At 35.8% G+C, this 20,317-nt stretch carries 20 protein-coding genes; 11 read left to right on the top strand and 9 right to left on the bottom strand.

Annotated elements, in window-relative coordinates; translation table 11 throughout:
• Positions 1 to 9 precede the first annotated feature (9 nt).
• Entirely contained in the window at positions 10 to 3,036 is a 3,027-nt protein-coding gene (locus tag GUB10_RS01945; protein ID WP_193709756.1) for an AAA family ATPase, read from the bottom strand.
• Between the two features lie 3 nt (positions 3,037 to 3,039).
• The gene (locus GUB10_RS01940) at positions 3,040 to 4,257 is read right to left on the bottom strand and encodes an exonuclease SbcCD subunit D C-terminal domain-containing protein (RefSeq protein ID WP_193709755.1); all 1,218 of its coding nucleotides are present in this window, start codon (positions 4,255 to 4,257) and stop codon (positions 3,040 to 3,042) included.
• A 209-nt stretch (positions 4,258 to 4,466) separates the two neighbouring features.
• Between GUB10_RS01940 and GUB10_RS01935 the strand changes: the two genes are divergently transcribed.
• The 3 genes from GUB10_RS01935 to GUB10_RS01925 all read left to right on the top strand — a co-directional run bounded on the left by GUB10_RS01935 (position 4,467) and on the right by GUB10_RS01925 (position 6,706).
• Positions 4,467 to 5,117 (top strand): hemolysin III family protein, encoded by a 651-nt coding sequence (locus GUB10_RS01935; protein ID WP_193709754.1) that lies wholly within the window; start codon positions 4,467 to 4,469, stop codon positions 5,115 to 5,117.
• A gap of 97 nt (positions 5,118 to 5,214) precedes the next feature.
• Positions 5,215 to 5,847 carry a Crp/Fnr family transcriptional regulator gene (locus GUB10_RS01930; protein WP_193709753.1) on the top strand — a complete coding sequence of 211 codons (633 nt, stop codon included), beginning with the start codon at positions 5,215 to 5,217 and terminating at the stop codon, positions 5,845 to 5,847.
• A 70-nt stretch (positions 5,848 to 5,917) separates the two neighbouring features.
• Positions 5,918 to 6,706, top strand: coding sequence for a sulfite exporter TauE/SafE family protein (locus GUB10_RS01925; RefSeq protein ID WP_193709752.1), 789 nt, complete (start codon positions 5,918 to 5,920; stop codon positions 6,704 to 6,706).
• Between the two features lie 39 nt (positions 6,707 to 6,745).
• Here GUB10_RS01925 and GUB10_RS01920 read toward each other — a convergent pair whose 3' ends face one another.
• Positions 6,746 to 7,627: a helix-turn-helix domain-containing protein gene (locus tag GUB10_RS01920; RefSeq protein WP_193709751.1), complete on the bottom strand. Its 882-nt coding sequence runs from the start codon at positions 7,625 to 7,627 to the stop codon at positions 6,746 to 6,748.
• A 91-nt stretch (positions 7,628 to 7,718) separates the two neighbouring features.
• On the opposite strand from GUB10_RS01920, the gene GUB10_RS01915 reads away from it, so the two are divergent.
• From GUB10_RS01915 to GUB10_RS01900, 4 genes are all read left to right on the top strand, one after another.
• Entirely contained in the window at positions 7,719 to 8,069 is a 351-nt protein-coding gene (locus tag GUB10_RS01915; RefSeq protein ID WP_193709750.1) for a DUF983 domain-containing protein, read from the top strand.
• A 251-nt stretch (positions 8,070 to 8,320) separates the two neighbouring features.
• Positions 8,321 to 9,622 carry a cytochrome ubiquinol oxidase subunit I gene (locus tag GUB10_RS01910; protein WP_193709749.1) on the top strand — a complete coding sequence of 434 codons (1,302 nt, stop codon included), beginning with the start codon at positions 8,321 to 8,323 and terminating at the stop codon, positions 9,620 to 9,622.
• A 2-nt stretch (positions 9,623 to 9,624) separates the two neighbouring features.
• The gene (locus GUB10_RS01905; protein WP_193709748.1) at positions 9,625 to 10,665 is read left to right on the top strand and encodes a cytochrome d ubiquinol oxidase subunit II; all 1,041 of its coding nucleotides are present in this window, start codon (positions 9,625 to 9,627) and stop codon (positions 10,663 to 10,665) included.
• Positions 10,666 to 10,672: 7 nt separating this feature from the next.
• Positions 10,673 to 11,287: a trans-aconitate 2-methyltransferase gene (locus tag GUB10_RS01900; protein ID WP_193709747.1), complete on the top strand. Its 615-nt coding sequence runs from the start codon at positions 10,673 to 10,675 to the stop codon at positions 11,285 to 11,287.
• 153 nt (positions 11,288 to 11,440) lie between these two features.
• On the opposite strand, the gene GUB10_RS01895 is transcribed toward GUB10_RS01900, so the two are convergent.
• From GUB10_RS01895 to GUB10_RS01875, 5 genes are all read right to left on the bottom strand, one after another.
• The gene (locus tag GUB10_RS01895; RefSeq protein WP_193709746.1) at positions 11,441 to 13,096 is read right to left on the bottom strand and encodes a bifunctional UDP-sugar hydrolase/5'-nucleotidase; all 1,656 of its coding nucleotides are present in this window, start codon (positions 13,094 to 13,096) and stop codon (positions 11,441 to 11,443) included.
• 70 nt (positions 13,097 to 13,166) lie between these two features.
• Positions 13,167 to 13,586, bottom strand: coding sequence for a DsrE family protein (locus GUB10_RS01890; protein WP_193709745.1), 420 nt, complete (start codon positions 13,584 to 13,586; stop codon positions 13,167 to 13,169).
• Between the two features lie 34 nt (positions 13,587 to 13,620).
• Positions 13,621 to 14,037, bottom strand: a complete 417-nt coding sequence (locus GUB10_RS01885; protein ID WP_193709744.1) for a sulfur reduction protein DsrE — start codon at positions 14,035 to 14,037, stop codon at positions 13,621 to 13,623.
• 31 nt (positions 14,038 to 14,068) lie between these two features.
• Positions 14,069 to 14,476, bottom strand: coding sequence for a DoxX family protein (locus tag GUB10_RS01880; protein WP_193709743.1), 408 nt, complete (start codon positions 14,474 to 14,476; stop codon positions 14,069 to 14,071).
• 52 nt (positions 14,477 to 14,528) lie between these two features.
• Entirely contained in the window at positions 14,529 to 14,891 is a 363-nt protein-coding gene (locus GUB10_RS01875; RefSeq protein ID WP_193709742.1) for a hypothetical protein, read from the bottom strand.
• A gap of 518 nt (positions 14,892 to 15,409) precedes the next feature.
• Between GUB10_RS01875 and GUB10_RS01870 the strand changes: the two genes are divergently transcribed.
• Both GUB10_RS01870 and GUB10_RS01865 read left to right on the top strand, forming a co-directional pair.
• Complete coding sequence (locus GUB10_RS01870; RefSeq protein WP_193709741.1) at positions 15,410 to 16,342, top strand: sterol desaturase family protein; 933 nt, start codon at positions 15,410 to 15,412, stop codon at positions 16,340 to 16,342.
• Positions 16,323 to 17,669 (top strand): MBL fold metallo-hydrolase, encoded by a 1,347-nt coding sequence (locus tag GUB10_RS01865; RefSeq protein ID WP_193709740.1) that lies wholly within the window; start codon positions 16,323 to 16,325, stop codon positions 17,667 to 17,669. The genes GUB10_RS01870 and GUB10_RS01865 overlap by 20 nt, the downstream gene beginning before the upstream one ends.
• A gap of 79 nt (positions 17,670 to 17,748) precedes the next feature.
• Here GUB10_RS01865 and GUB10_RS01860 read toward each other — a convergent pair whose 3' ends face one another.
• Positions 17,749 to 18,162 (bottom strand): PepSY-like domain-containing protein, encoded by a 414-nt coding sequence (locus tag GUB10_RS01860; RefSeq protein ID WP_193709739.1) that lies wholly within the window; start codon positions 18,160 to 18,162, stop codon positions 17,749 to 17,751.
• Positions 18,163 to 18,327: 165 nt separating this feature from the next.
• Between GUB10_RS01860 and GUB10_RS01855 the strand changes: the two genes are divergently transcribed.
• On the top strand, positions 18,328 to 18,813 hold the full coding sequence (locus tag GUB10_RS01855) for an acetyl-CoA carboxylase biotin carboxyl carrier protein subunit (RefSeq protein ID WP_193709738.1): 486 nt from the start codon (positions 18,328 to 18,330) through the stop codon (positions 18,811 to 18,813).
• 55 nt (positions 18,814 to 18,868) lie between these two features.
• Entirely contained in the window at positions 18,869 to 20,311 is a 1,443-nt protein-coding gene (gene accC / locus GUB10_RS01850; protein ID WP_193709737.1) for an acetyl-CoA carboxylase biotin carboxylase subunit, read from the top strand.
• Positions 20,312 to 20,317: the final 6 nt, after the last annotated feature.

Below are 20,317 nucleotides of genomic sequence, written 5' to 3'. Positions count from 1 at the left end.
GTCATGAACTTATAACTTAAGCTCCAAACTACTATATCCCTGTCCGTTTCGGGTAAGTTGTATCTGAGTTGCAATACGCTCTTTTAAAGAGGCCACGTGACTAATAATTCCAATGGTTTTTCCAGAATCAGCCTGTAATTTTTCTAAAGTATCAAGGGTTTGGTCCAAAGTTTCAGGATCTAAAGTCCCAAAACCTTCATCTATAAATAAACTGTTAATCTCAACATTTCTTGAAGCCAGATCAGATAAGGCTAACGCGAGCGACAAGCTTAGTAGAAAGGTCTCTCCCCCCGAAAGGGTTTTAACAGATCTTCTTTGTCCGCCCATATCTTCATCAATGGCAATCAGTCCGTCGTCTTCATCTTCATTTGCTTTATCTATTTTGTATCGTTCACTCAGGTCCTTTAACCTTTTATTGGCCAGGTAAATTAATTGCGAAAGCGTAAGATCTTGTGCAAAATCATTAAATTTTTTCCCCTGTCGGTCTCCAATAAGTGTATTTAAAAGTCGCCAACGTTTACTTTGTTTTTCCTTTTCTGTAATTTGCTTTTTCAGTTGCTTTAACCTGGCCAGGTACTCATTATTATTTCCAAGTTTTCTTCGCAATTCTTCACAAACTGACTGTTTGGACTTAAATTCCTCCTGTTTTTTAGATTGTTCAACCCTTAAATCATTAGTAGTACGTTCACTTTCATTTTCTTTAAACTGCTTTAATTGCTTTTGCAGAGTAGAAATTCCGGTGGCAACAATACTTTTTTCTTTTAAAATAGCATCTTTTTTATCCTTTAACTCCAGAAAATTCTGACCCGGCAATAAAGCCCGGAATGCATTTTCAATAGACGTAAATCCTTTTTCTGTAACTTCCGGTTCGAGCTTTCGTGATAGTGCTTCATATTTCTTAGACTGCTCACTTAAATTTTGTTTTTGTTCTTTTAGGTTTTCTCCAAGATATTTTTTTTCGTGATTTAAGGCGTTCCATTTATCTGTTAGCTTTCGGTGGTCGTTTAGGATATTATTTCCCGAATAATTGGCTTCCAATTGCCGCCTTAGCAATGTGCCTTTGGTCAAAATATCATTTAAATCTTTTAAAATTGGTAAACCGCCGGCAATAGCGGTTAGTTTTTGTTTTATTGTTTCAAAGGCATCTAGACTTTCAAGTTTTGAATTAATTTTTCCGATATAGTTTTCCCAATCAATCTCTTCACTAAAATTGAAATCGGGATATTTTTCACTAAATCGTTGCTTGTTTTCCAAAATGCGGTTTTCAATTTCAATTAATTCTTTCTTAGCTTTTTGCAAAGAGTCTTTTATATGTTCAAATCTAGATTGAGCCTGTGTAAGTTTCGTGTTTTTATCTTCTATTTCTTTACTTTTTGCTGCTATTTTTATTTCAAGCTCATCTTCAAAATCCGGAACATGCTCAGAAAAGGGATGCTCTAAAGCACCACAAAGCGGACAGGCTTCCCCGGTTTTAAGCGACTTTCTAAGCTCTTCTAATTTTGCGGTTTTTAGCTGATTTAATTTTTTAAGTTGAAGAATTTCTAAATCTTTTTTTAATGAAGAAAGATGGTCTTTTTGTAGCGTTATGGTTTTGGGCAGGCTTTCAAATTCCGGTTGGTTAGCCTCAATATCTTTTTTGATTCTTAAACCGCTTTCTTCAAGTTGAAGTTTTCTTTCAGAAAATTGCCGTGCTTCACGTGTCTTTTCTAAATGGTTTTTTAAACGCAATTTTTCGGAACTCAGTTTTTCTAAATCCACTTCTTTTAGCGCAATTTCAAGTTGCTTTTTCTCCCGAAGTTTTTCAGTTTGAAGTTCTTCCAACAGTTCCTTCCCGGTTTTTAAATCATGTTCTGGAAAGTCGATTTTTAATTCTCTTACTTCAGCTTTAAATAGCTGTAATTTACTTTTATATTCCAGTCCAAGTGAGTTTTTTTCATCCTGAAGTTTCCCTATTTTTTCGGTAAAAAGATTCAGTTTCTGTTTAAGGTTTTCAGCCTGAACATCTTCCTGAACAAATTCTTTTACCTGTTCAATAAAACTGCTGATATTCTTTTTAGTATCCTTAATCTTTAAGGACGTCTTTGCCAGGTTGCTATCTAAGTCTTTTAATTCTTTTTGAAATCGGTTCCAGGATTGTAATTCTTCGGCAATACTTTGTATTTTTTCGTGCCGGTTGAGACTCGTACCGTATTCACTTTCAAATTCCTTAAACTGCCGATGCAGATTAACTTCCTGCTCCTGTAATTTATTGATTTCTTTTTCCTGTTTCCCGATGTTTTCTTTTAATTCTAATTGTTTTTCAATAAGCTTTAGGTCTTTTTGTAAAGCTTCGGTATCAGCGGTATTTTCTTTTAAATCTTTATTGAAATTTTCAAGATCTTCTTCAGAAAGTAAATAGGATTCAAAGAGCTTTATTTCATTTTGCTGGGCTTCAATTTCTTTAGTTTCGGCTTTAAAACGTTCAAAAGCCATCATACCTAATTGACGGTAAATACCTGTACCGGTAATTTTTTCCAGTAGTTCGCCACGTTCTTCTTTTTTAGCTGAAAGAAATTTGGCAAAATCCCCCTGTGCCAGTAAAACCGACTTAATAAACTGATCGTAATTTAAACCGATTAACTCTTCATTTTTAGTAGGAACTTCAGATTTTTTAAGGTCTAATAACGAGTTATCTATAAGATTGGCAATTTCCATATTGTAATCGTTGAGATTGCCGTTACGGTTTATTTCTATGCTCCAGGAAGAGGTAAAACGACCTGCTCCCGTTTCATAAGTTACTTTAGCATAAGCTTCTTTTTGGTTTCGGGTAAGGATGGCGCCTTTTTCCCTAATCTCTTTTTTACTAATCTTCCCAAGCCGGGGCACCTGGTTAAAAAGTGCCAACGAGATTACATCTAGAATGCTGCTCTTTCCACTTCCGGTGGGGCCTGTGATGGCAAAAAGCGTATTTCCCGAAAAAGGAGTTGCTTCAAAATCTATGAAGTTCTCACCTTTTAATGAATTAATATTTTTAAAGGCTATATTTAAAATTTTCATAGGTTAAGCTTTTTTAGATTGGTGAACTTCCTCAAGAATTTCATTAAAAGCACTCATTAAATCTTTTCTGGTTTCTTCATCTTCTTCCTGTACTTCTACTAATTTTTTAAAGACATCTAAGGGTTGCAGATCTTCTAGTTGTTTTTTTTCTTCATAGAGTTCGCCGCTACCACTTATTTTATTTTTAAAACTTGCGCGATGCTTTACAATCTCATAACCTTTAACCTCAAAATTACCCACTAATTGATCTAGTTCATATATTTTGTTAGCATCAAAATGTTCTTCTTGAAGTTCAATTTCAATTAAAGAAGGCAGGCCTTCCCGGTCTTTTAATTCCCCTAGTTTTTGTTGAAGTTTTTCCAGGTTTCCGGTTATTTTTATTAATGCTCTAAAGCCTGGTATTTCTATACTTTTAGGCTCCCAATTGTTTTCAGTATCCAATAGAAGGATTCGGTTTTTATTACTGCGTTCACTAAATGAAAGTGGAATAGGGGAGCCGCTGTAAAAAGTGGGAGTGGCGGCATTTACCCTTTGTGGTTTGTGAATATGCCCTAGTGCGATGTACTTATAATAATCGCCAAACTGAAGCGCATTAAAAGCCGCCTGGTTTCCAATTTGAATATCACGCTCACTCTCTGAAGTTTCTGCACCGGCCGCAAAAAGATGCCCCATAGCAATACAGTCTACTTCCGGAAATTTGGTTTTGCAAATCTTAGCGGTGTCCACAAAGGTTTGTTGAATTCCTTTTCGCAAAGCTTCTAATCTATCTTCATAAGAATTTCCCTGGGAGGCTGTTCTTAAATCGGCATCCCGTAAATAGGGGATAGCTGCAATAAGAAGTTCGGTTTCGTTTTTACCATTTTTAACAGGAATAATGCACTCTGAAAGTTCTTGAGGCAAACCGCCAATAATATGTATATCTAATTCCCGCAACACTTCCTGAGGCGCATTTAGCATAGTAGGGGAGTCGTGATTTCCACCGGTAAGTATTATTTTGCAGTCCAGACGCCTTAGCTTCATTAAGGCTTTAAAATATTGTTGCCTTGCTTCCGAAGAAGGGTTGGCCAGATCAAAAACATCTCCCGAAACCAATAATACCTTTACATCGTTCTTAATAATACACTGGCAAAGCCAACTTATAAAAAGATCAAAATCGGGTTGTAAACTATGCTTATGCAGTTTTTTACCTATATGCCAATCGGCGGTATGCAAAATTTTCATAGGATTCGATTAAGAATTGTGCTGGAGTGAAAGCCCGAAAATAATAAAAATTGATCGTTTAAATGATTCCATTTCATCTTGAATATTTTTACTTTTAAGTATTTAAGAAAATTACCGGCTGGCAAGGCAAAGAGCTATTTAATTGAATAGCTGAACTTCGGCAGGTCTTTTATTATTAAATATTAATTATTGAGCAAATGGCCGATGCTATGGAAAAAAATCCTCATCAAAAATACGATGCCCTTGAAGAAAAATTAAATATTATTTCTCACGGTTTTGGTCTGTTTTTAAGTGTTCTTGGACTCATTTTATTAATTATACGAGCTAGTAAACTTGGCGAAACGGTACACCTTGTAAGCTTTAGCATTTTTGGAGCGAGTATGATTTTATTGTACGCGGCTTCTACGTTTTACCATAGTGCAACCAAAAAGAGTCTTCGGTATAAACTAAACATCCTGGATCATGCCTCTATTTATGTACTTATAGCCGGAAGCTATACCCCTTTTGCACTTGTAACTTTAGAAGGCTGGATAGGCTGGACAATTTTTGGGGTGGTTTGGGGTTTGGCCCTCACCGGAATTATTCTTAAACTTTTCTTTACGGGAAAGTATAAAACCCTGTCTACTATTATGTATGTTTTAATGGGATGGATTATTGTTTTAGCCATCAAACCTTTATACGATAATTTAAGTTCGGGAGGTTTATGGTGGCTATTTGGTGGCGGAATTTCTTATACTATTGGGGCTGTATTGTTTAGTTTGGATAAAGTGAAATTTAACCATGCTATTTTTCATATTTTCGTACTTTTTGGAACCTTTTGCCACTATCTTTCAATTTACTTTTATGTGTTGCCCGGATAGACTTTCCATCAAAAACATATTTAATTATCAATTTAAATACTAATTTTAGCTTTTAAAAAGCATCATTATAATATTTATAAATAGCGGAAACTAGTATATGTTACAGGAATTAAAAGAAGCTTACGGTTTTATTTTTGAAGATAAACTTATTGAAGAGATTAATAGTGTAGGCCAACTTCAATTCAAAGCAAAAGGCGAAAAAATTATAGAAATTGGCGATTATGTAAAAATGATGCCTTTATTGATTGAAGGAGCTATTAAAATAATGCGTGAGGATAAGGAGGGAGATGAACTTTTGTTGTATTTCCTGGAACGTGGTGATACCTGTGCCATGACGCTTTCCTGTTGTCTAGGTCAAACAAAAAGTGAAATAAGGGCTGTAGCCGAACGCGATACAAAATTAGTGATGATTCCTATTGAAAAAATGGAAGAATGGACTTCTAAGTACAAGTCCTGGCGTGATTTTGTTTTTGCAAGTTACCAGGCTCGTCTCACAGAAATGCTAGACACCATAGATACTATTGCTTTTATGAATATGGATGAGCGTTTAATGAAGTATCTTGAAGATAAAGCAAAAATTAACCAAAATGAAGTAATTAGCGTTACCCACCAACAAATTGCTTACGATTTACACACTTCCAGGGTGGTTATTTCCAGGTTGCTCAAAAAACTTGAACTAGACGGAAAGATAAAACTGCAAAGAAACAGTATAGAAGTCATGGCACTTTAGCCTTCTGTAACCCTTGTTACTGTAAAGACCCCATATTGCAATTAATTTTGCACAAACTTAAAAATAGAATATGGAAATACTAGGTTACTTTGGAGCATTAATTATTGGCGTTGTTTTAGGCTTAATTGGTGGTGGAGGCTCTATACTAACCGTTCCTGTGCTGGTTTATTTACTGGCTGTGAACCCTGTAACGGCTACAGCTTACTCTCTCTTTGTTGTAGGTACTTCTGCCCTGGTTGGGGCGCTTAAAAATATGCAAAAAAAACTGGTAGATTTTAGAACTGCTATTGTGTTCTCTATTCCTGCTTTTATAGCCGTATATGCGACACGAAAATATATAGTACCTGCTATTCCAGAATCATTATTTAGCATTGGGGATTTTGAAATCACAAAAAACATCGGGATTATGTTGTTTTTTGCGATTATCATGATTCTGGCCTCAGTTTCTATGATTCGTGAAAACGGAAAGAAAAGGTCAGAGCCAGTGGCAGTAAGTTATAACTATCCATTAATTATAATTGAAGGTATAGTAGTAGGGGTGTTAACCGGGATTGTGGGTGCCGGTGGCGGATTTTTAATTATTCCGGCCCTGGTACTTCTGGCTAAATTGCCCATGAAAAAAGCCGTGGCCACTTCATTATTAATTATTGCAATTAAATCGCTTATAGGCTTTATTGGTGATGTTCAAAATATGAATATCAACTGGGCGTTTTTAGCTATTTTCACGGGACTTTCTATGATAGGAATGTTTATAGGAATATATCTCAATAAATTTATAGACGGAAAAAAATTGAAGAAAGGTTTTGGTTGGTTTGTCTTACTTATGGGAATCTATATAATCTGGGCAGAGATTGCCTAGAATTTTATAAGCTTAGATGAGAACAAAATTGAAGTAATATCAATACTTCATTAAGTATCTTTTTTTAAACTCTAAAGGTGTTATCCCTGTTTTTGATTTAAAAAATTTAGAGAAATAGGCATAGTCTGAAAAGTCAAGTGTAAATGCGGTGTCTGCAAGATTTCCATTAGAATGTACAATTAAGCGTTTTGCTTCCAGAATTATTCTTTCGGAAATTAATTGGCTAGTCGTTTTATTTATTGTTTTTTTTACCACTCTGTTAAGATGCTTAGTGGTTATGTTTAATTTATCGGCATAAAATTTAGGGAATTTCTCATTATAGAAATTCGTGTTTATTAAATTCTCCAGAGTAGCAAGTATGTTGGGATAATTTGAGGAACTAAGTTTTTCTAAATCAATATTAAGTGTGTAGATTCTCGTTAGCTCTATATAAATGTTGTTAAGTAAGTTTACAATTTTTAGCTCCCTTAGAAGGTTCCTTTGTGAATACTCCTTATAAACTTCTAGAAACTTAAGCTGTAATTCATAATTTTTCTGGGAATCTAGTTCTAATACCGGAGGATTTTGATATGAATAAAAAAACGGAAAAGAAAAAAGCGTATGCTCCAAAAACTTAAGGTCATAGAACTCTTGAGAGTGAAAAAAGATAAATCCTTCGGGAGCTGTTTTAAATTTCCAAAAATGGGTTTGCCCCGGCTTTAAAAAGAAAACCATGCCGGGTTTTATAGTATAAGAATTAAAGTCAATTTCGTGCGTTCCGGTACCTTCGGTGAAAAGTACACACAAGTAGAAATTATGACTATGTGGTTTATTAATCAAATTCTTATTAATCTGTATATGGTTAGAGAATGTATTTACATATACATCATTTATAGAGGCAGATTCTTTAAACTGATTAATATTTAAAATTGGGATTTTCATATAAATGTCCTAAAAGTACAAAATATTGCGAATATATTACAAGGACAACTCTTAAGTACTGCTTTAATTTTGCAGTAAAATAAATGCTTTTATGAATAAAGTTATAAATGCTTTGCAATGTAAATGTCCTAATTGTAAAAAAGGTAACATTTTTAGGAATAGTGGAAACCTGCTTTTATTGAGATTTCCCAAAATGAATGATTTGTGCCCTGTTTGCAATTATAAATTTGAGATAGAAACCGGCTTTTTTTTTGGAGCCATGTATGTAAGTTATTCCCTTTCTGTAGCACAAATGATAGCGAGCCTTGTATTGTTTTGGTGGCTTATTGATTTATCACCTTTAAGAGTTTTCTTTATTATTGTTCTAGTCGCATTTTTGTTGTGCACGGTTAATTTCAAATTATCAAGATCTATATGGATTTATCTGTTCTTCAGGGATTAAATAAAAAAGCCGTTGTATTATGTATGATGGAGGCTTAGGGATTCAATTCGGCTCTATGCAATTTTGGCCTATAAAAATGGCATCAAATTCTTATTCAGCTATTTTTTGATACATTCTAAAATGAATAAGAACAATTGTGCTTAAAGTATCCAAAATATGCCGATTACCGTCAGGATACCGCCAGGTTTTTCCCTAAATTTATGGGTTCAAAATTGAAATTTCTTTACACCTTAATACGAAACTAAAAGTTGATGGAAAATTTAGATTACGCCCGTCTACAAATGGCCTTTACCCTTGGCTTTCATATTATATTTGCCTGTATTGGTATGGTTATGCCATTTTTTATGGTATTATCGCATCATAAGTGGCTTAAAACCAGAGATCCTATCTATAAAAGATTAACTATGGCCTGGCTAAAAGGAGTTGCCATTTTTTTTGTTACCGGGGCAGTCTCTGGTACCGCCCTTTCTTTTGAACTTGGAATGCTATGGCCAGAATTTATGAAGCATGCAGGCCCTATAATAGGGATGCCTTTTTCTTTAGAAGGTGCTGCATTTTTTGTAGAAGCCATTGCGCTTGGATTTTATCTCTACGGTTGGAATAAATTGCCCGAGAAATTTCATTGGTTTACCGGGATAATTATTGGTATTTCGGGTGTGGCTTCAGGTATATTGGTAGTTTCGGCCAATGGGTGGATGAATGCCCCTTCTGGCTTTGATTATATTAATGGCGAATTTACCAACATAGACCCCGTGGCAGCCTTGCTAAATCCTGCCTGGTTCACCCAGGCATTGCATATGACTTTAGCTGCGTTTGTAGCCACCAGTTTTGGGGTAGCCGGGGTGCATGCATTTCAAATTTTTAGAAAAAGAAATGTAGAATTGAACACTAAAGCTTTTAAAATCGCAATTGTTTTTGGGGCAATAGCTGCTTTCCTACAACCTCTTAGTGGAGACCTTTCTGCAAAAGATGTAGCCGAACGCCAACCGGTAAAATTGGCGGCTATGGAAGCACATTATGAAACTAAAAAAGGTGCGCCACTTTATATTGGAGGGATAGTAGATGAAGAAAATCGAACAGTATCCCATAAAATTGAAATCCCGAAAGCTTTATCCTTTCTGGCATTTGGTGATTTTGATGCAGAGGTAAAAGGATTAAACGATTTCCCCGATGATGAGCTCCCTCCGGTTGCTATTGTTCATTACGCGTTTCAGATTATGGTAGGGATTGGAACTTTATTGATGTTTGCCGGACTTATTTATTTCATAAGTCTAAAAAAGAAAAACTGGCTTCATAGCAAATATTATTGGTTACTCTTTATAATAGTGGCACCCTTGGGCTTTGTTGCTGTAGAAGCCGGTTGGGTAGTTACCGAAGTTGGTCGCCAACCCTGGATAATTCACCAAATTATGCGTACAGAGGAAGCAGTGACACCAATGCCGGGTATGAAATATAGCTTTTTCTTTTACTTGTTCTTGTATACAGTTTTAGGATTAACGGTTACCTGGTTAATGAATCGACAAATAAAATCCCTAAATCAAACTAAAGATTAATTATGCTGTACGTAGTTTTATTTTTTCTGTTGTTTTCATTGCTCCTGTATGTGTTGCTTGGTGGTGCCGATTTTGGTGCCGGAATTGTAGAACTCTTTTCTTCTGCAAAAAACAGGGAACAAACCAAGGATACCATTTATAGGGTTATGGGGCCAATTTGGGAAGCAAATCATATTTGGCTAATTATTATGCTTGTAATTTTATGGGTAGCATTTCCGGCCTACTTCAACATTATGATAATATATTTACATATTCCCTTAACCCTGGTGTTGTTAGGAATTACCTTGCGTGGGGTTGCTTTTGTTTTTAGACATTATGATGCCGTTGTAGATGGTTCCCAATTTTGGTATAACTGGCTTTTTAGAATAGGAAGTTTTGTAACCCCGGTGTTTTTAGGAATGTCTTTTGGAACATTAATTGGCGGTAAGATTATTATTACCGAAGATTATGAAAACTATGGGTTTTACGATCTTTTTATGCAACACTGGCTCAATATTTTTAGTTTGTTAGTGGGCTTATTTTATGCAGCGCTTTGTGCGTTTTTAGCTTCCACGCTTTTAATTGGAGAGGCCGATGGCAAAGCCCGAAAACACTATGTGAAAAATTCAGCTTTTTTTACTTCGGTTTTGGTAGGGCTGGGATTTATCTTAATTAGTTTTGGATATTTCAACAATGTAAAATTTATAAAAGATTTTATACATAACCCGGTTTCCCTGGCGTGTGTAGCGCTATCTGGAGTTTTGTTAATTCCACTCTGGAAAGCTATTAAAAAGGAATATAGAATTGCCAGTAGATATCTGGCTATTTCCCAGGTTATTTTAATTCTTTTTGCAGCACTTTATGCTCATTTTCCCTATATTATAATTACTTCAGATAAGGAAGTAAGTCTGTTGGAAAATCTTGCGCCAGATGCTACCATTAGTAACCTGGCAATTATGCTCTTAATTGGTGGTTTTATAATTTTACCGGGCCTTTTTCATTTAATGCGTTCTTTTAATATGATTAAAGTACTTGAAAAACCTCAAAAAAATAACTCTAAATAATTCAGCTATGAATGAAGCAGAATCGCATTGGCAAAATGTATATACAAAGAAATCTTATCCTGAAACAAGTTGGTACCAGGAAAAACCCTGTACTTCATTAAGTTTTATTCAGGAATTGGAACTGCCCTTTACTTCTAAGATTATAGATATTGGAGGAGGAGACTCTAATTTGGTAGATTTTTTATTGAAAGATGGTTATCGCGATATTTCAGTGTTGGATATCTCTAAAGCATCTTTGGAAAAGGCAAAAAACCGATTAGGAGAGGAGGCCGAAAAAGTAACCTGGATAAATGCCGATGTCACTTCATTTAAACCTACAAAAACTTATCATCTCTGGCACGATAGGGCTGCTTTTCACTTTCTAACGGAAGACCAACAAATTGAAAACTATTTGCAAATCCTGGAAAAATCGGTTATTCCCGGGGGTTATGTGATTATAGCAACCTTCTCAAAAAATGGGCCCGAGAAATGCAGCGGCCGTACTATTAAACAATATAATGAAGAAGATCTCAAAAATTTATTGGCAGATAATTTTAATCTTCTAAAGAGTAAAAATATAGACCATACAACCCCAACAGGCGCCGTTCAGAATTTTACGTTTTGTTGCTTTAGAAAAAAATAGAAAACTTTTAAAATTATCTAAATAAACAAGACCGGATGAAAAGCTTATAGAATCTTCATTATTCCCCCAATCAGATTGACGATAACAGGCTTTTCATCCGGTCTTTTCTTTTATTAGCACCACAAAAGGGTGTAACACCCCGAGGTGGTTTACTTAGTGAAACTCATAATTTGTGCCGGGTACGGTTGAGAATGATTTTTCTCCCAAAAACTCACAGTAAGACCTACCATCCAAACCTGGCGAAACAGGGGAGTTTTTTTGTAGGTACTCTTCTACCACTTCATGAATAGTATAATCTTTTACCTCTACATCTTTTACGTTTGGCATTCGGCATAAATTATCTATGGGGTCACCGGGGCGCACACAAGCTGAAATAGTATAATATTCCTCTTCTTGCATTTCTTCTCCGTTTACAGTAACCGATTGTATGCGTTCTCCTTTTTCATTTTGAGAATTAAAATCTACCTCCATGCCAGAGAATCTTACCAACCAACCGCCAAAGCGTTCGGTGGGGTTTTGGGCAAATGCATTGTGCATTTCATTCTCCAACCAATCTTTTATTTGTTTTCCACTGGCTCTCCCGGTTTTTATTTTTTCGTTTACCGGAAGCAAATTCCATAAATTGGCCCGGGTTATGGGAGCAGGCTCACCATTTTCCGGTACTATTGGATTTCCAAAACGAAAACCGTTAGAAATAGAGATATCGGCACCGGTTTTCCACCTTGCTGCATCGGTAATCATATTATCCATAGGGTTTTCTGCCGTTAAATATCGGTAAAGTGGGGTTGTGGTATAACCAACCACAGTTTCTAAATGTTCTTTGTAAGGTGCTTTTGCCTCTTTTACCAGTTTGGCAATTTCGGGGTCGGCCGGATATTTTTTAGGGTCTACTTCTATCAGTTCATACTCCTCATCTACAATTTCTCCATCCTTAAAGTATAGGTTAAGCTTTCCTACAAACGAACCAAATGCACCTGGCTCGGTTACTTTGGCATATTTGCCCTTAATGGGTTGCCTAACACGTTCGTGGGTGTCATTCCCAAAAATATAATCTACATCTTTGGCAATTGGGTTGCTGGCCAATTCTACCTGTTTAAAAATACCAAAATGGGTCACCAGGAACAGGGCATCAACTTTTTCCTCTTTTTTTACTTTCTGAATCAATTCTTTTACACCATCTTCCAATCCGCTAAAGTGAATGCCTTTACTAAAAATAGGGTTTTGCCTTACAGGAACATCGGGATCATTTATTCCAATAAAACCTAGTTTTACACCTTCAATTTCTTTAATCCAATAAGGAGGAAAAAGCTCTTTTTTATCTTTTTCGTGAAACATATTTTGAACAATAACAGGAGTTTCAAAGCCCTGCAAAACGTCCATCATTATTTTCTTGCCATAAACCACTTCCCAGTTTCCGGGTACAATAAGGTCATAATCCATATTTTTAATAATTTCTGGGAATATTTTTCCCTCAGAAAGTGCTGCATAGCCACTTCCCTGAATAAGATCGCCACCGTCAAAAATTACTGTATTAGGATTGTTGGCCCGTTCTTTTTCAAATAAGGTCTTAATATGTGCCAAACCACCACGTTCTTTAAATACAATTTCTTCATTTTCCCAAAACAATTCCGGGTGGGCATCTAATTGCCCATGAATATCTGCGGTTTGTAAAATGGTAATTTTAGTAACTTTTTCTTTATTATTTTCCTGATTTTTCTTCTCTACATCTTTACACGAGGCAAATAACCCAATGGCTATAATCCCGGAAAACAAGAGTGAAATTTTCTTTATTCTTTTTTTGAAATTCATATGATAAGTATTGTTTTTTAACTTTAATCAACCAGTGCTTTTAGCAGTTTTAGCTATAAGAGCTGAGACCCTAAAGCTCTATACTGTAATAATTTTTATTCTTCTGCAATTGTAAAAGATGGGTAAATGCATGGTTAACCACCTTTATATGCGGGTGTAGATCTTTGGGATTAATGTTTAGGTGATTTATAGAGAGTTTACAAACATAAATTTGTACACCCGCAGCCTCAGCTTTTTTGGTATAGCTCTCCATTTGCTCTTTATTTGTTAGTCCTTCTACATTGCTGCCATAAAGCACTATCTGAAAATCACCAAACTTGTTCCCGTCTTCTTTTTTTAAAGCTTCAGCGGTAAGTATAATGGGGGTTAATTGTGGAATCTTTGAGGTTAAAACAACATAATTTTTTTTATTGGATGCTGGTTGGGTTTGTGCAAACCCCGAAACCCCCAAGATTATTAAAATGAATAGAATTCCTATTTTATTCTTCATCTCTATTATATTATTTCGTTAAAATCAAATTCTTTTATAGCTCTATACTGGTATATCCTTTTTTCTGAAGTTGAAAATTATAGAGAATGCCATTTTCCACAATTTCCATTTCAGACGGAATTTGTTTAGGGTCTACACCAAATTTATTGAGAGAGAACCCACAGGCCATAAGACTAATATCCAGTTCTTTTGCCTGTTGCACAAAGTCTTGCATTTGATTTTTATCGGTTAAGCCTTTTACGGTCTTACCGCAAACAATAATCTGAAAGTCACCAAAATGATGTCCATCTTCTTTCTGTAATTCTTCTACTGTAATTAAAATAGGTTTTAGCTGCGGAATTTTTTTGGTTAAAACCACATAGTTGTTTTTTTCAGGATTGTGATCTTGGGCTTGTGAGCCTACAGAGAACAGCATAATTAAGGCCGTGAATATTAAGATTGAATTTTTCATTTTTGATAAATTTTGTGGCTGAAGCAGCCGTTTATATTTTTGTTGTTTGTTGATCTTTAAAATTGTTTAGGATAAAAAACAGGAGTCCGCCGGCAATGGCGATGTTTTTAAAAAGTGGTCCCAGGCTCGTAATTTGTCCAACCTGTACGGTAAGGGTTATAGGAATTAGAACAAGCATTAGAATTATTGCTGCCCAGCGTGTTTTAAAGCCTATTAGAAGGCCAAAACCGGCAATAAGCATAACTACACCAGACAGAATTACCAATATTTCGGGGTTTCCAAAAAAATAGGCGACTCCTTTAAAATTGGCCTGATCTATTCTTTTTACTGTTTTTTCGATATTAAGTAAATGATGTAGACTGGCCACGAGAAATATCCCGCTGAGCATCACCCGTAACAATTGAATAGAGCGACGACTCACTAAAATTTGTGAATTCATAAAACTTTAGAATTAGTGAATAATAATAGGTTCCGGGAAAAGGTCCCAGATTTTATATCATGTATGTCACTAATGCCTTTGGAGGGGGATAGTCTTTGGAGAAATAGCTGGAAATTACAGCTGGGTTTTGATAATTAAAATCGTGAAAATTATTTTTAATCTCCTGTCCAGGTAAATAAGGACTGCTAAAATAAAAGAAGCTATTGCATACAGCATCACTGGATATGACCAAAACAGAAGAATCCTGACTTAAAATATCGTCGGTAGTTTGTTGGGCACTTTTCTTACAAAAGGGATTTATCAATGCAATGCCTTCGGCATCCATTACGCTGTGAAGCATTCGGGCATCCAGTACCAGGAATTTTCCGAGGAAAATAGTGGTAAAAAAAATTACTATGTAAGTCTTGAATTGCATTTAAGGCGCGAAGATAAAACAAACCGTAGAAGCTATTTGTTACAAATGTTACAAATAGTTGTTAAAGAATATAGGCCTTAGAATTCTATTCAACTTTTAAAAGAAGAACTTGTTGTTGGGTGAAGCTGTCTGAAAATGCTTTAAAACCGTCATCTTGAATTTATTTAAGAGCCTGCCCCGATTCTTTATCGGGGATCTAACGTGTTGGTAATTAAAAACATGTTAGAAGCTGAAACAAGTTAAGCTTGACGAGAATAGACTTTTCAGACAGCCTCTAATCTATTAATGTATATATCCCGGAACTAATACAGCCTTTAAGCTTTTAAAGTCATATTATTGGCACCGGCAAAGGCTTTAATATTCCGAGGCTTGCCTTGAAATTAAAAATTTGTTTCCAACGAATGCTTCGTGGGCTTGCCCCGAGGTAGTTTACAAAGTTGCTTTATGGCAACTGTAACAAAAGTTACTGCCCGAAGTGTAAGATTATTATATTTTTGCTGCAAGAAATTTTTAACTGTTTGGAAAAGTACATTCAAATAATAACCAATTCTTTTACCGGATATTTTAATTATTTGGTAAATGAAATTAGTAATCCATCCTGGACCAATTATTTTTATTGGCTTATAGGATTGTCAGTTTTGGTTTGGATGCTGGAAATAGTGATTCCCTGGAGAAAAGATCAAAAGCTTTTCCGTAAAGGGTTCTGGCTGGATACGTTCTATATTTTATTTAATTTTTTCCTGTTTTCGTTGGTTGGCTATAATGCACTTTCTAATGTGGCTGTAGAATTATTTAATGATTTCCTGGGGCTTTTTGGAATTACCAATATTGTAGCTATAGAGGTTCAGGATTTTCCGGTTTGGGCGCAGTTGCTAATTATGTTTGTGATTGCAGATTTTATACAATGGAACGTTCATAGGCAATTGCATAAACAGCCCTGGCTATGGGAATTCCATAAAGTACATCACAGCGTAAAGGAAATGGGTTTTGCAGCACAGTTTAGGTTTCATTTTATGGAAACCATAATATATAAATCGGTGCAGTATATTCCCCTTGCTATGATAGGCTTTGGAATTCAGGAGTTTTTTGTAGTACATATGTTTGCAGTCTTTATAGGACATCTAAATCACGCCAATGTAGGTTGGAACTATGGGGTATTTGGGTATCTTCTCAACAATCCGAAGATGCATATTTGGCATCACGCAAAAGCGCTTCCGGAAGATCGGCCATACGGTATGAACTTTGGCTTAAGCCTTAGTATTTGGGATTATTTGTTTGGCACGGCCTATATTCCAAAGGAAGGCAAGAGTATAGAACTGGGTTTTGAAGGAGATGAAGAATTTCCTGAAGACTTTAAAAATCAAATGGCTTTTCCATTTAGAAAAAGTAAAGTAAAGAATCAATTTAATAACAATAAAAAGAGTATATATAATGAAAATAAAACAATTTAAAGACGAAGCCTTAGCGCATTATTCTTATGCCCTTGTAAGTAATGGTGAAATGGCACTGGTAGATCCCAGCCGTAATCCTATGCAGTATTACAAATATGCCGAAGAAAACGGGGCGAAAATTGTGGCAGTTTTTGAAACGCATCCGCACGCCGATTTTGTAAGTGGGCATTTACAAATCCAGCAAGAAACCGGTGCTAAAATTTATATCAGCGAGAAAGTTGGGGTAGACTATCCACATACCGCTTTTGATGAAGGAGATGAGGTTAAAATAGGCAGTGTTAGTGTAAAAGCCTTGCACACGCCGGGTCACTCGCCAGATAGTTTAACTTTTATAGCTGAAGAAAATGGCGAAACAGCTATGTTTAGTGGAGACACCTTGTTTATTGGTAATGTAGGAAGACCAGATTTACGCGAAAAAGCCGGGAATATGAAAGCAAAACGCGTAGAATTGGCAAAGCAAATGTACCACACCATGCAAAACAAGTTTACTCATTTGCCCGATGATACTTTAATTTACCCGGCACACGGTGCAGGTTCCCTTTGTGGGAAAAATATGAGTGATGCTTCTTCCAGTACCTTAGGTAATGAGCGCCAGGGTAACTGGGCTTTTAAAGACCAAACCGAAGAAGAGTTTGTAGCAGAAATCTTAAAAGATCAGCCTTTTATTCCTTCTTATTTTGGGTTTAATGTAGACTTGAATAGAAGTGGTGCTTTAAATGTACAAAAAGCAAAATATGGCGTGCCGGTAAAACTTAATGTAGATGAAGCACCAGAAGAGGGGGTAACTGTTGTAGACGCTCGTGATGGAGATGTTTACAAAAAAGGTCATCTATCCAACAGTATCAATATTATGGCCAGATCTCAAGGTGATAAATACGAAACCTGGCTGGGTGCAATTATAGAGCCCAATGAAGCCTTTTACCTGGTAGTTGAAAGCGTAGATCAAATTGATGATTTATTGGAAAGAACTGCAAAAATTGGTTATGAAAAGCAGATGAAAGGTGTATTAACTTTATCTGAAAAAGCTTCTAAAACTTCAGATAATTTCGACCTGGAAGATTTTAAAGCAAATAAAGAAAACTATACCATTGTAGATATTAGAAATGAAGGTGAAGTTGCAGAAGGTAGGATTTTTGAAGATGCGGTAGCTATTCCATTAAACGAATTAAGAAACCGTGCCGATGAGCTTCCCGAAGGTAAACCTTTTATGGTGCATTGCGCAGGTGGGTATCGTTCGGCTGCCGGAAGCAGTATTCTTGAAAATAAATTCAAAGATGCTAAAGTGTACGATTTAAGCGAAGCAATTAAAGAGTTTAGCGATAAATAATTTTTAGGCACTTATTTAATCAAAAATCCCCGTAAAATTATTCTCTACGGGGATTTTTTAATTTACAGGGAAAAATCTATTAATCCATTTCTACAAAATTTCCTTTTGAATCAAATTCCAGTTCATCTCCATTTTCCAGTTTAACTTCGTGTCCTTCTTTATCCATTTCATATTCTATAATTTTAATATTTGAATGGTTTTTAGTTATGTAACCAGCAATATTAAGCGGTAAAGCTGGTACAGGAATTCCGCTTTTACACTTTATTTCAGTCGGCTGGTTATTCTGGTCGAAACTAAGTTCGGTACCTTCAGACATTTTAATTTCAAATTTTTCCCAATTATCTCCTTTATCAATTTCTACAGTTTTAATTTTTTCATTCGGAAAAAGTTGCGAAACGTAGGCCGATACCATTTCGGGTAATTCAGATTTTTGAGCATGCCCAAAAGTGATTCCGAAAAATACCAATAAGCCTGTTAAAAATAATTTTTTCATAATTCTTAGTTTTTTGGTTTTACCCTAAAATAAGAAATGTAATTCAGGGTTATTTTAAACTTTTGTGAATTTATACCGGGTAATTCTGATTTGTCTTTAAATTAGTTTCAAACGATTTTCTATATTTACAAAACAAGCTTCAAATTAAATTTGAAAAAAGAAACTATGGATAAAAATTATAAGGTTACCGTAAATGATGCCTATACATTTGAATTTACTAAAAACCAGATTGCTTCTCTAGATACTCAACAAATTACAGATAAACATTACCACTTATTGCAGGAAAACCGCAGTTTTAAAGCTGAAGTTGTTTCTAAAGATTTCCTGCAGCGACAATACAATATCAAAATTAATTCTAATACCTATAAAGTGGCCATTTCTAACGAGTTGGATTTGCTTATAGAAGAAATGGGGCTTTCCCTTGGTGCTGCCCAAAAGGTCAATGATCTTAAAGCACCAATGCCGGGACTTATCCTTGAAGTAAATGTTAAGAAAGGTGATACGGTAAACGAAGGAGATTACCTGTTGGTTTTAGAGGCCATGAAAATGGAGAATACGCTTGTAGCTCCCAGAGATGGAGTAGTTAAATCTGTTTCAGTTCAAAAAGGGGAAACCGTAGAAAAGAATCAGTTGTTAATTGAAATGGAATAATTCAGAAAATAAGGTTTAAAAAGCTTTTACTGAATTTAAATTCAAAATTATTAAAATGAAGAAAATATTAATAGCAAATAGGGGAGAGATTGCACTTAGGCTTATGAAGACCATTCAAAAAATGGGAATTAAAACCGTTGCCATTTTTTCTACAGCCGACAGGAATGCACCCCATGTAAAATTTGCCGACGAAGCCGTTTGCGTTGGTGAAGCACCGTCTAACGAGTCGTACCTTAAAGGAGATAAAATAATTGAAGTTGCGAAAGATTTAGGGGTAGACGGCATTCATCCGGGGTACGGTTTTTTAAGTGAAAATGCCAATTTTGCCGAAAATGTTGAAAAGAATGGTATTACCTGGATAGGTCCCGGCTCTAAAGCCATTAAAATTATGGGAAGTAAACTGGCCGCTAAAGATGCAGTAAAAGCATACGATATCCCTATGGTTCCCGGTATAGATAAGGCCATAACCAATGTGGATAAAGCCAAAGAAATTGCCAGGGAAATTGGCTTTCCTATTCTTATAAAAGCCTCTGCCGGTGGTGGGGGGAAGGGAATGCGTATTGTTGAAGAAGAAAAAGACCTTGAAGACCAAATGAAACGCGCTATTAGCGAGGCAGAGTCGGCTTTTGGTGACGGAGCCGTTTTTATCGAAAAATATGTTTCATCACCCAGGCACATAGAAATTCAGGTGCTGGCCGATTCCCACGGAAATTATTTTCATCTTTTTGAACGTGAGTGCAGTATTCAACGTAGACATCAAAAAGTAGTAGAAGAAGCACCCTCGGTGGTGTTAGACTATAAACTGCGGAAACAAATGGGAAAAGCAGCCGTAAAAGTGGCAAAGGCCTGTGATTATGTAGGTGCCGGTACGGTTGAATTTTTATTCGACGAACATAAAAACTTCTATTTCCTGGAGATGAATACCCGTTTGCAGGTAGAACATCCCGTTACCGAATATATAACGGGGATAGACCTGGTAGAGCAGCAAGTTAAAATAGCCCGGGGCGAAAAATTAAATTTGCTACAGGAAGACTTAAAAATTAGAGGACACGCAGTTGAACTTCGAGTGTATGCTGAAGACCCTATGGATAATTTTATGCCAAGCGTAGGTAAATTGAAAAAATATATTATTCCAAAAGGAGCAAATATTCGGGTTGATAATGGTTTTGAAGAAGGGATGGAAGTTCCTATTTATTACGACCCCATGTTATCAAAATTAATTACGTACGGTAAAACCCGCGAGGAAGCAATTCAATTAATGCTGAAGGCCATACATGAATACGAAATTGAAGGGGTAATGACCACGCTTCCTTTTGGTAAGTTTGTTTTTGAACATGAGGCTTTTAGAAGTGGAAACTTTGACACACATTTTGTGAAAAAGTATTATTCCGCTGAAAAACTTGAAGATGAAATTCAGGAAGAAGCAAAACTTGCGGCATTGGTAGCTTTAAAAAAATACCTTGAAGATAAGCAGCAGTTGCGTATCCCTCAAAACTGAAGTAAT

This window comes from Salegentibacter sp. BLCTC (assembly GCF_015143665.1).
In the GTDB taxonomy this organism is placed as follows: Bacteria; Bacteroidota; Bacteroidia; order Flavobacteriales; family Flavobacteriaceae; genus Salegentibacter; species Salegentibacter maritimus.
The sequence above is the reverse complement of the archived record's forward strand: the minus strand, read 5'-3'. Positions and strand labels throughout refer to the sequence as shown.

Coding starts and splice junctions, on each gene's coding strand:
- GUB10_RS01945 (WP_193709756.1), bottom strand. CDS start 3,036: ATGAAAATTTTAAATATAGCCTTTAAAAATATTAATTCATTAAAAGGT.
- GUB10_RS01940 (WP_193709755.1), bottom strand. CDS start 4,257: ATGAAAATTTTGCATACCGCCGATTGGCATATAGGTAAAAAACTGCAT.
- GUB10_RS01935 (WP_193709754.1), top strand. CDS start 4,467: ATGGAAAAAAATCCTCATCAAAAATACGATGCCCTTGAAGAAAAATTA.
- GUB10_RS01930 (WP_193709753.1), top strand. CDS start 5,215: ATGTTACAGGAATTAAAAGAAGCTTACGGTTTTATTTTTGAAGATAAA.
- GUB10_RS01925 (WP_193709752.1), top strand. CDS start 5,918: ATGGAAATACTAGGTTACTTTGGAGCATTAATTATTGGCGTTGTTTTA.
- GUB10_RS01920 (WP_193709751.1), bottom strand. CDS start 7,627: ATGAAAATCCCAATTTTAAATATTAATCAGTTTAAAGAATCTGCCTCT.
- GUB10_RS01915 (WP_193709750.1), top strand. CDS start 7,719: ATGAATAAAGTTATAAATGCTTTGCAATGTAAATGTCCTAATTGTAAA.
- GUB10_RS01910 (WP_193709749.1), top strand. CDS start 8,321: ATGGAAAATTTAGATTACGCCCGTCTACAAATGGCCTTTACCCTTGGC.
- GUB10_RS01905 (WP_193709748.1), top strand. CDS start 9,625: ATGCTGTACGTAGTTTTATTTTTTCTGTTGTTTTCATTGCTCCTGTAT.
- GUB10_RS01900 (WP_193709747.1), top strand. CDS start 10,673: ATGAATGAAGCAGAATCGCATTGGCAAAATGTATATACAAAGAAATCT.
- GUB10_RS01895 (WP_193709746.1), bottom strand. CDS start 13,096: ATGAATTTCAAAAAAAGAATAAAGAAAATTTCACTCTTGTTTTCCGGG.
- GUB10_RS01890 (WP_193709745.1), bottom strand. CDS start 13,586: ATGAAGAATAAAATAGGAATTCTATTCATTTTAATAATCTTGGGGGTT.
- GUB10_RS01885 (WP_193709744.1), bottom strand. CDS start 14,037: ATGAAAAATTCAATCTTAATATTCACGGCCTTAATTATGCTGTTCTCT.
- GUB10_RS01880 (WP_193709743.1), bottom strand. CDS start 14,476: ATGAATTCACAAATTTTAGTGAGTCGTCGCTCTATTCAATTGTTACGG.
- GUB10_RS01875 (WP_193709742.1), bottom strand. CDS start 14,891: ATGCAATTCAAGACTTACATAGTAATTTTTTTTACCACTATTTTCCTC.
- GUB10_RS01865 (WP_193709740.1), top strand. CDS start 16,323: ATGAAAATAAAACAATTTAAAGACGAAGCCTTAGCGCATTATTCTTAT.
- GUB10_RS01860 (WP_193709739.1), bottom strand. CDS start 18,162: ATGAAAAAATTATTTTTAACAGGCTTATTGGTATTTTTCGGAATCACT.
- GUB10_RS01855 (WP_193709738.1), top strand. CDS start 18,328: ATGGATAAAAATTATAAGGTTACCGTAAATGATGCCTATACATTTGAA.
- accC (WP_193709737.1), top strand. CDS start 18,869: ATGAAGAAAATATTAATAGCAAATAGGGGAGAGATTGCACTTAGGCTT.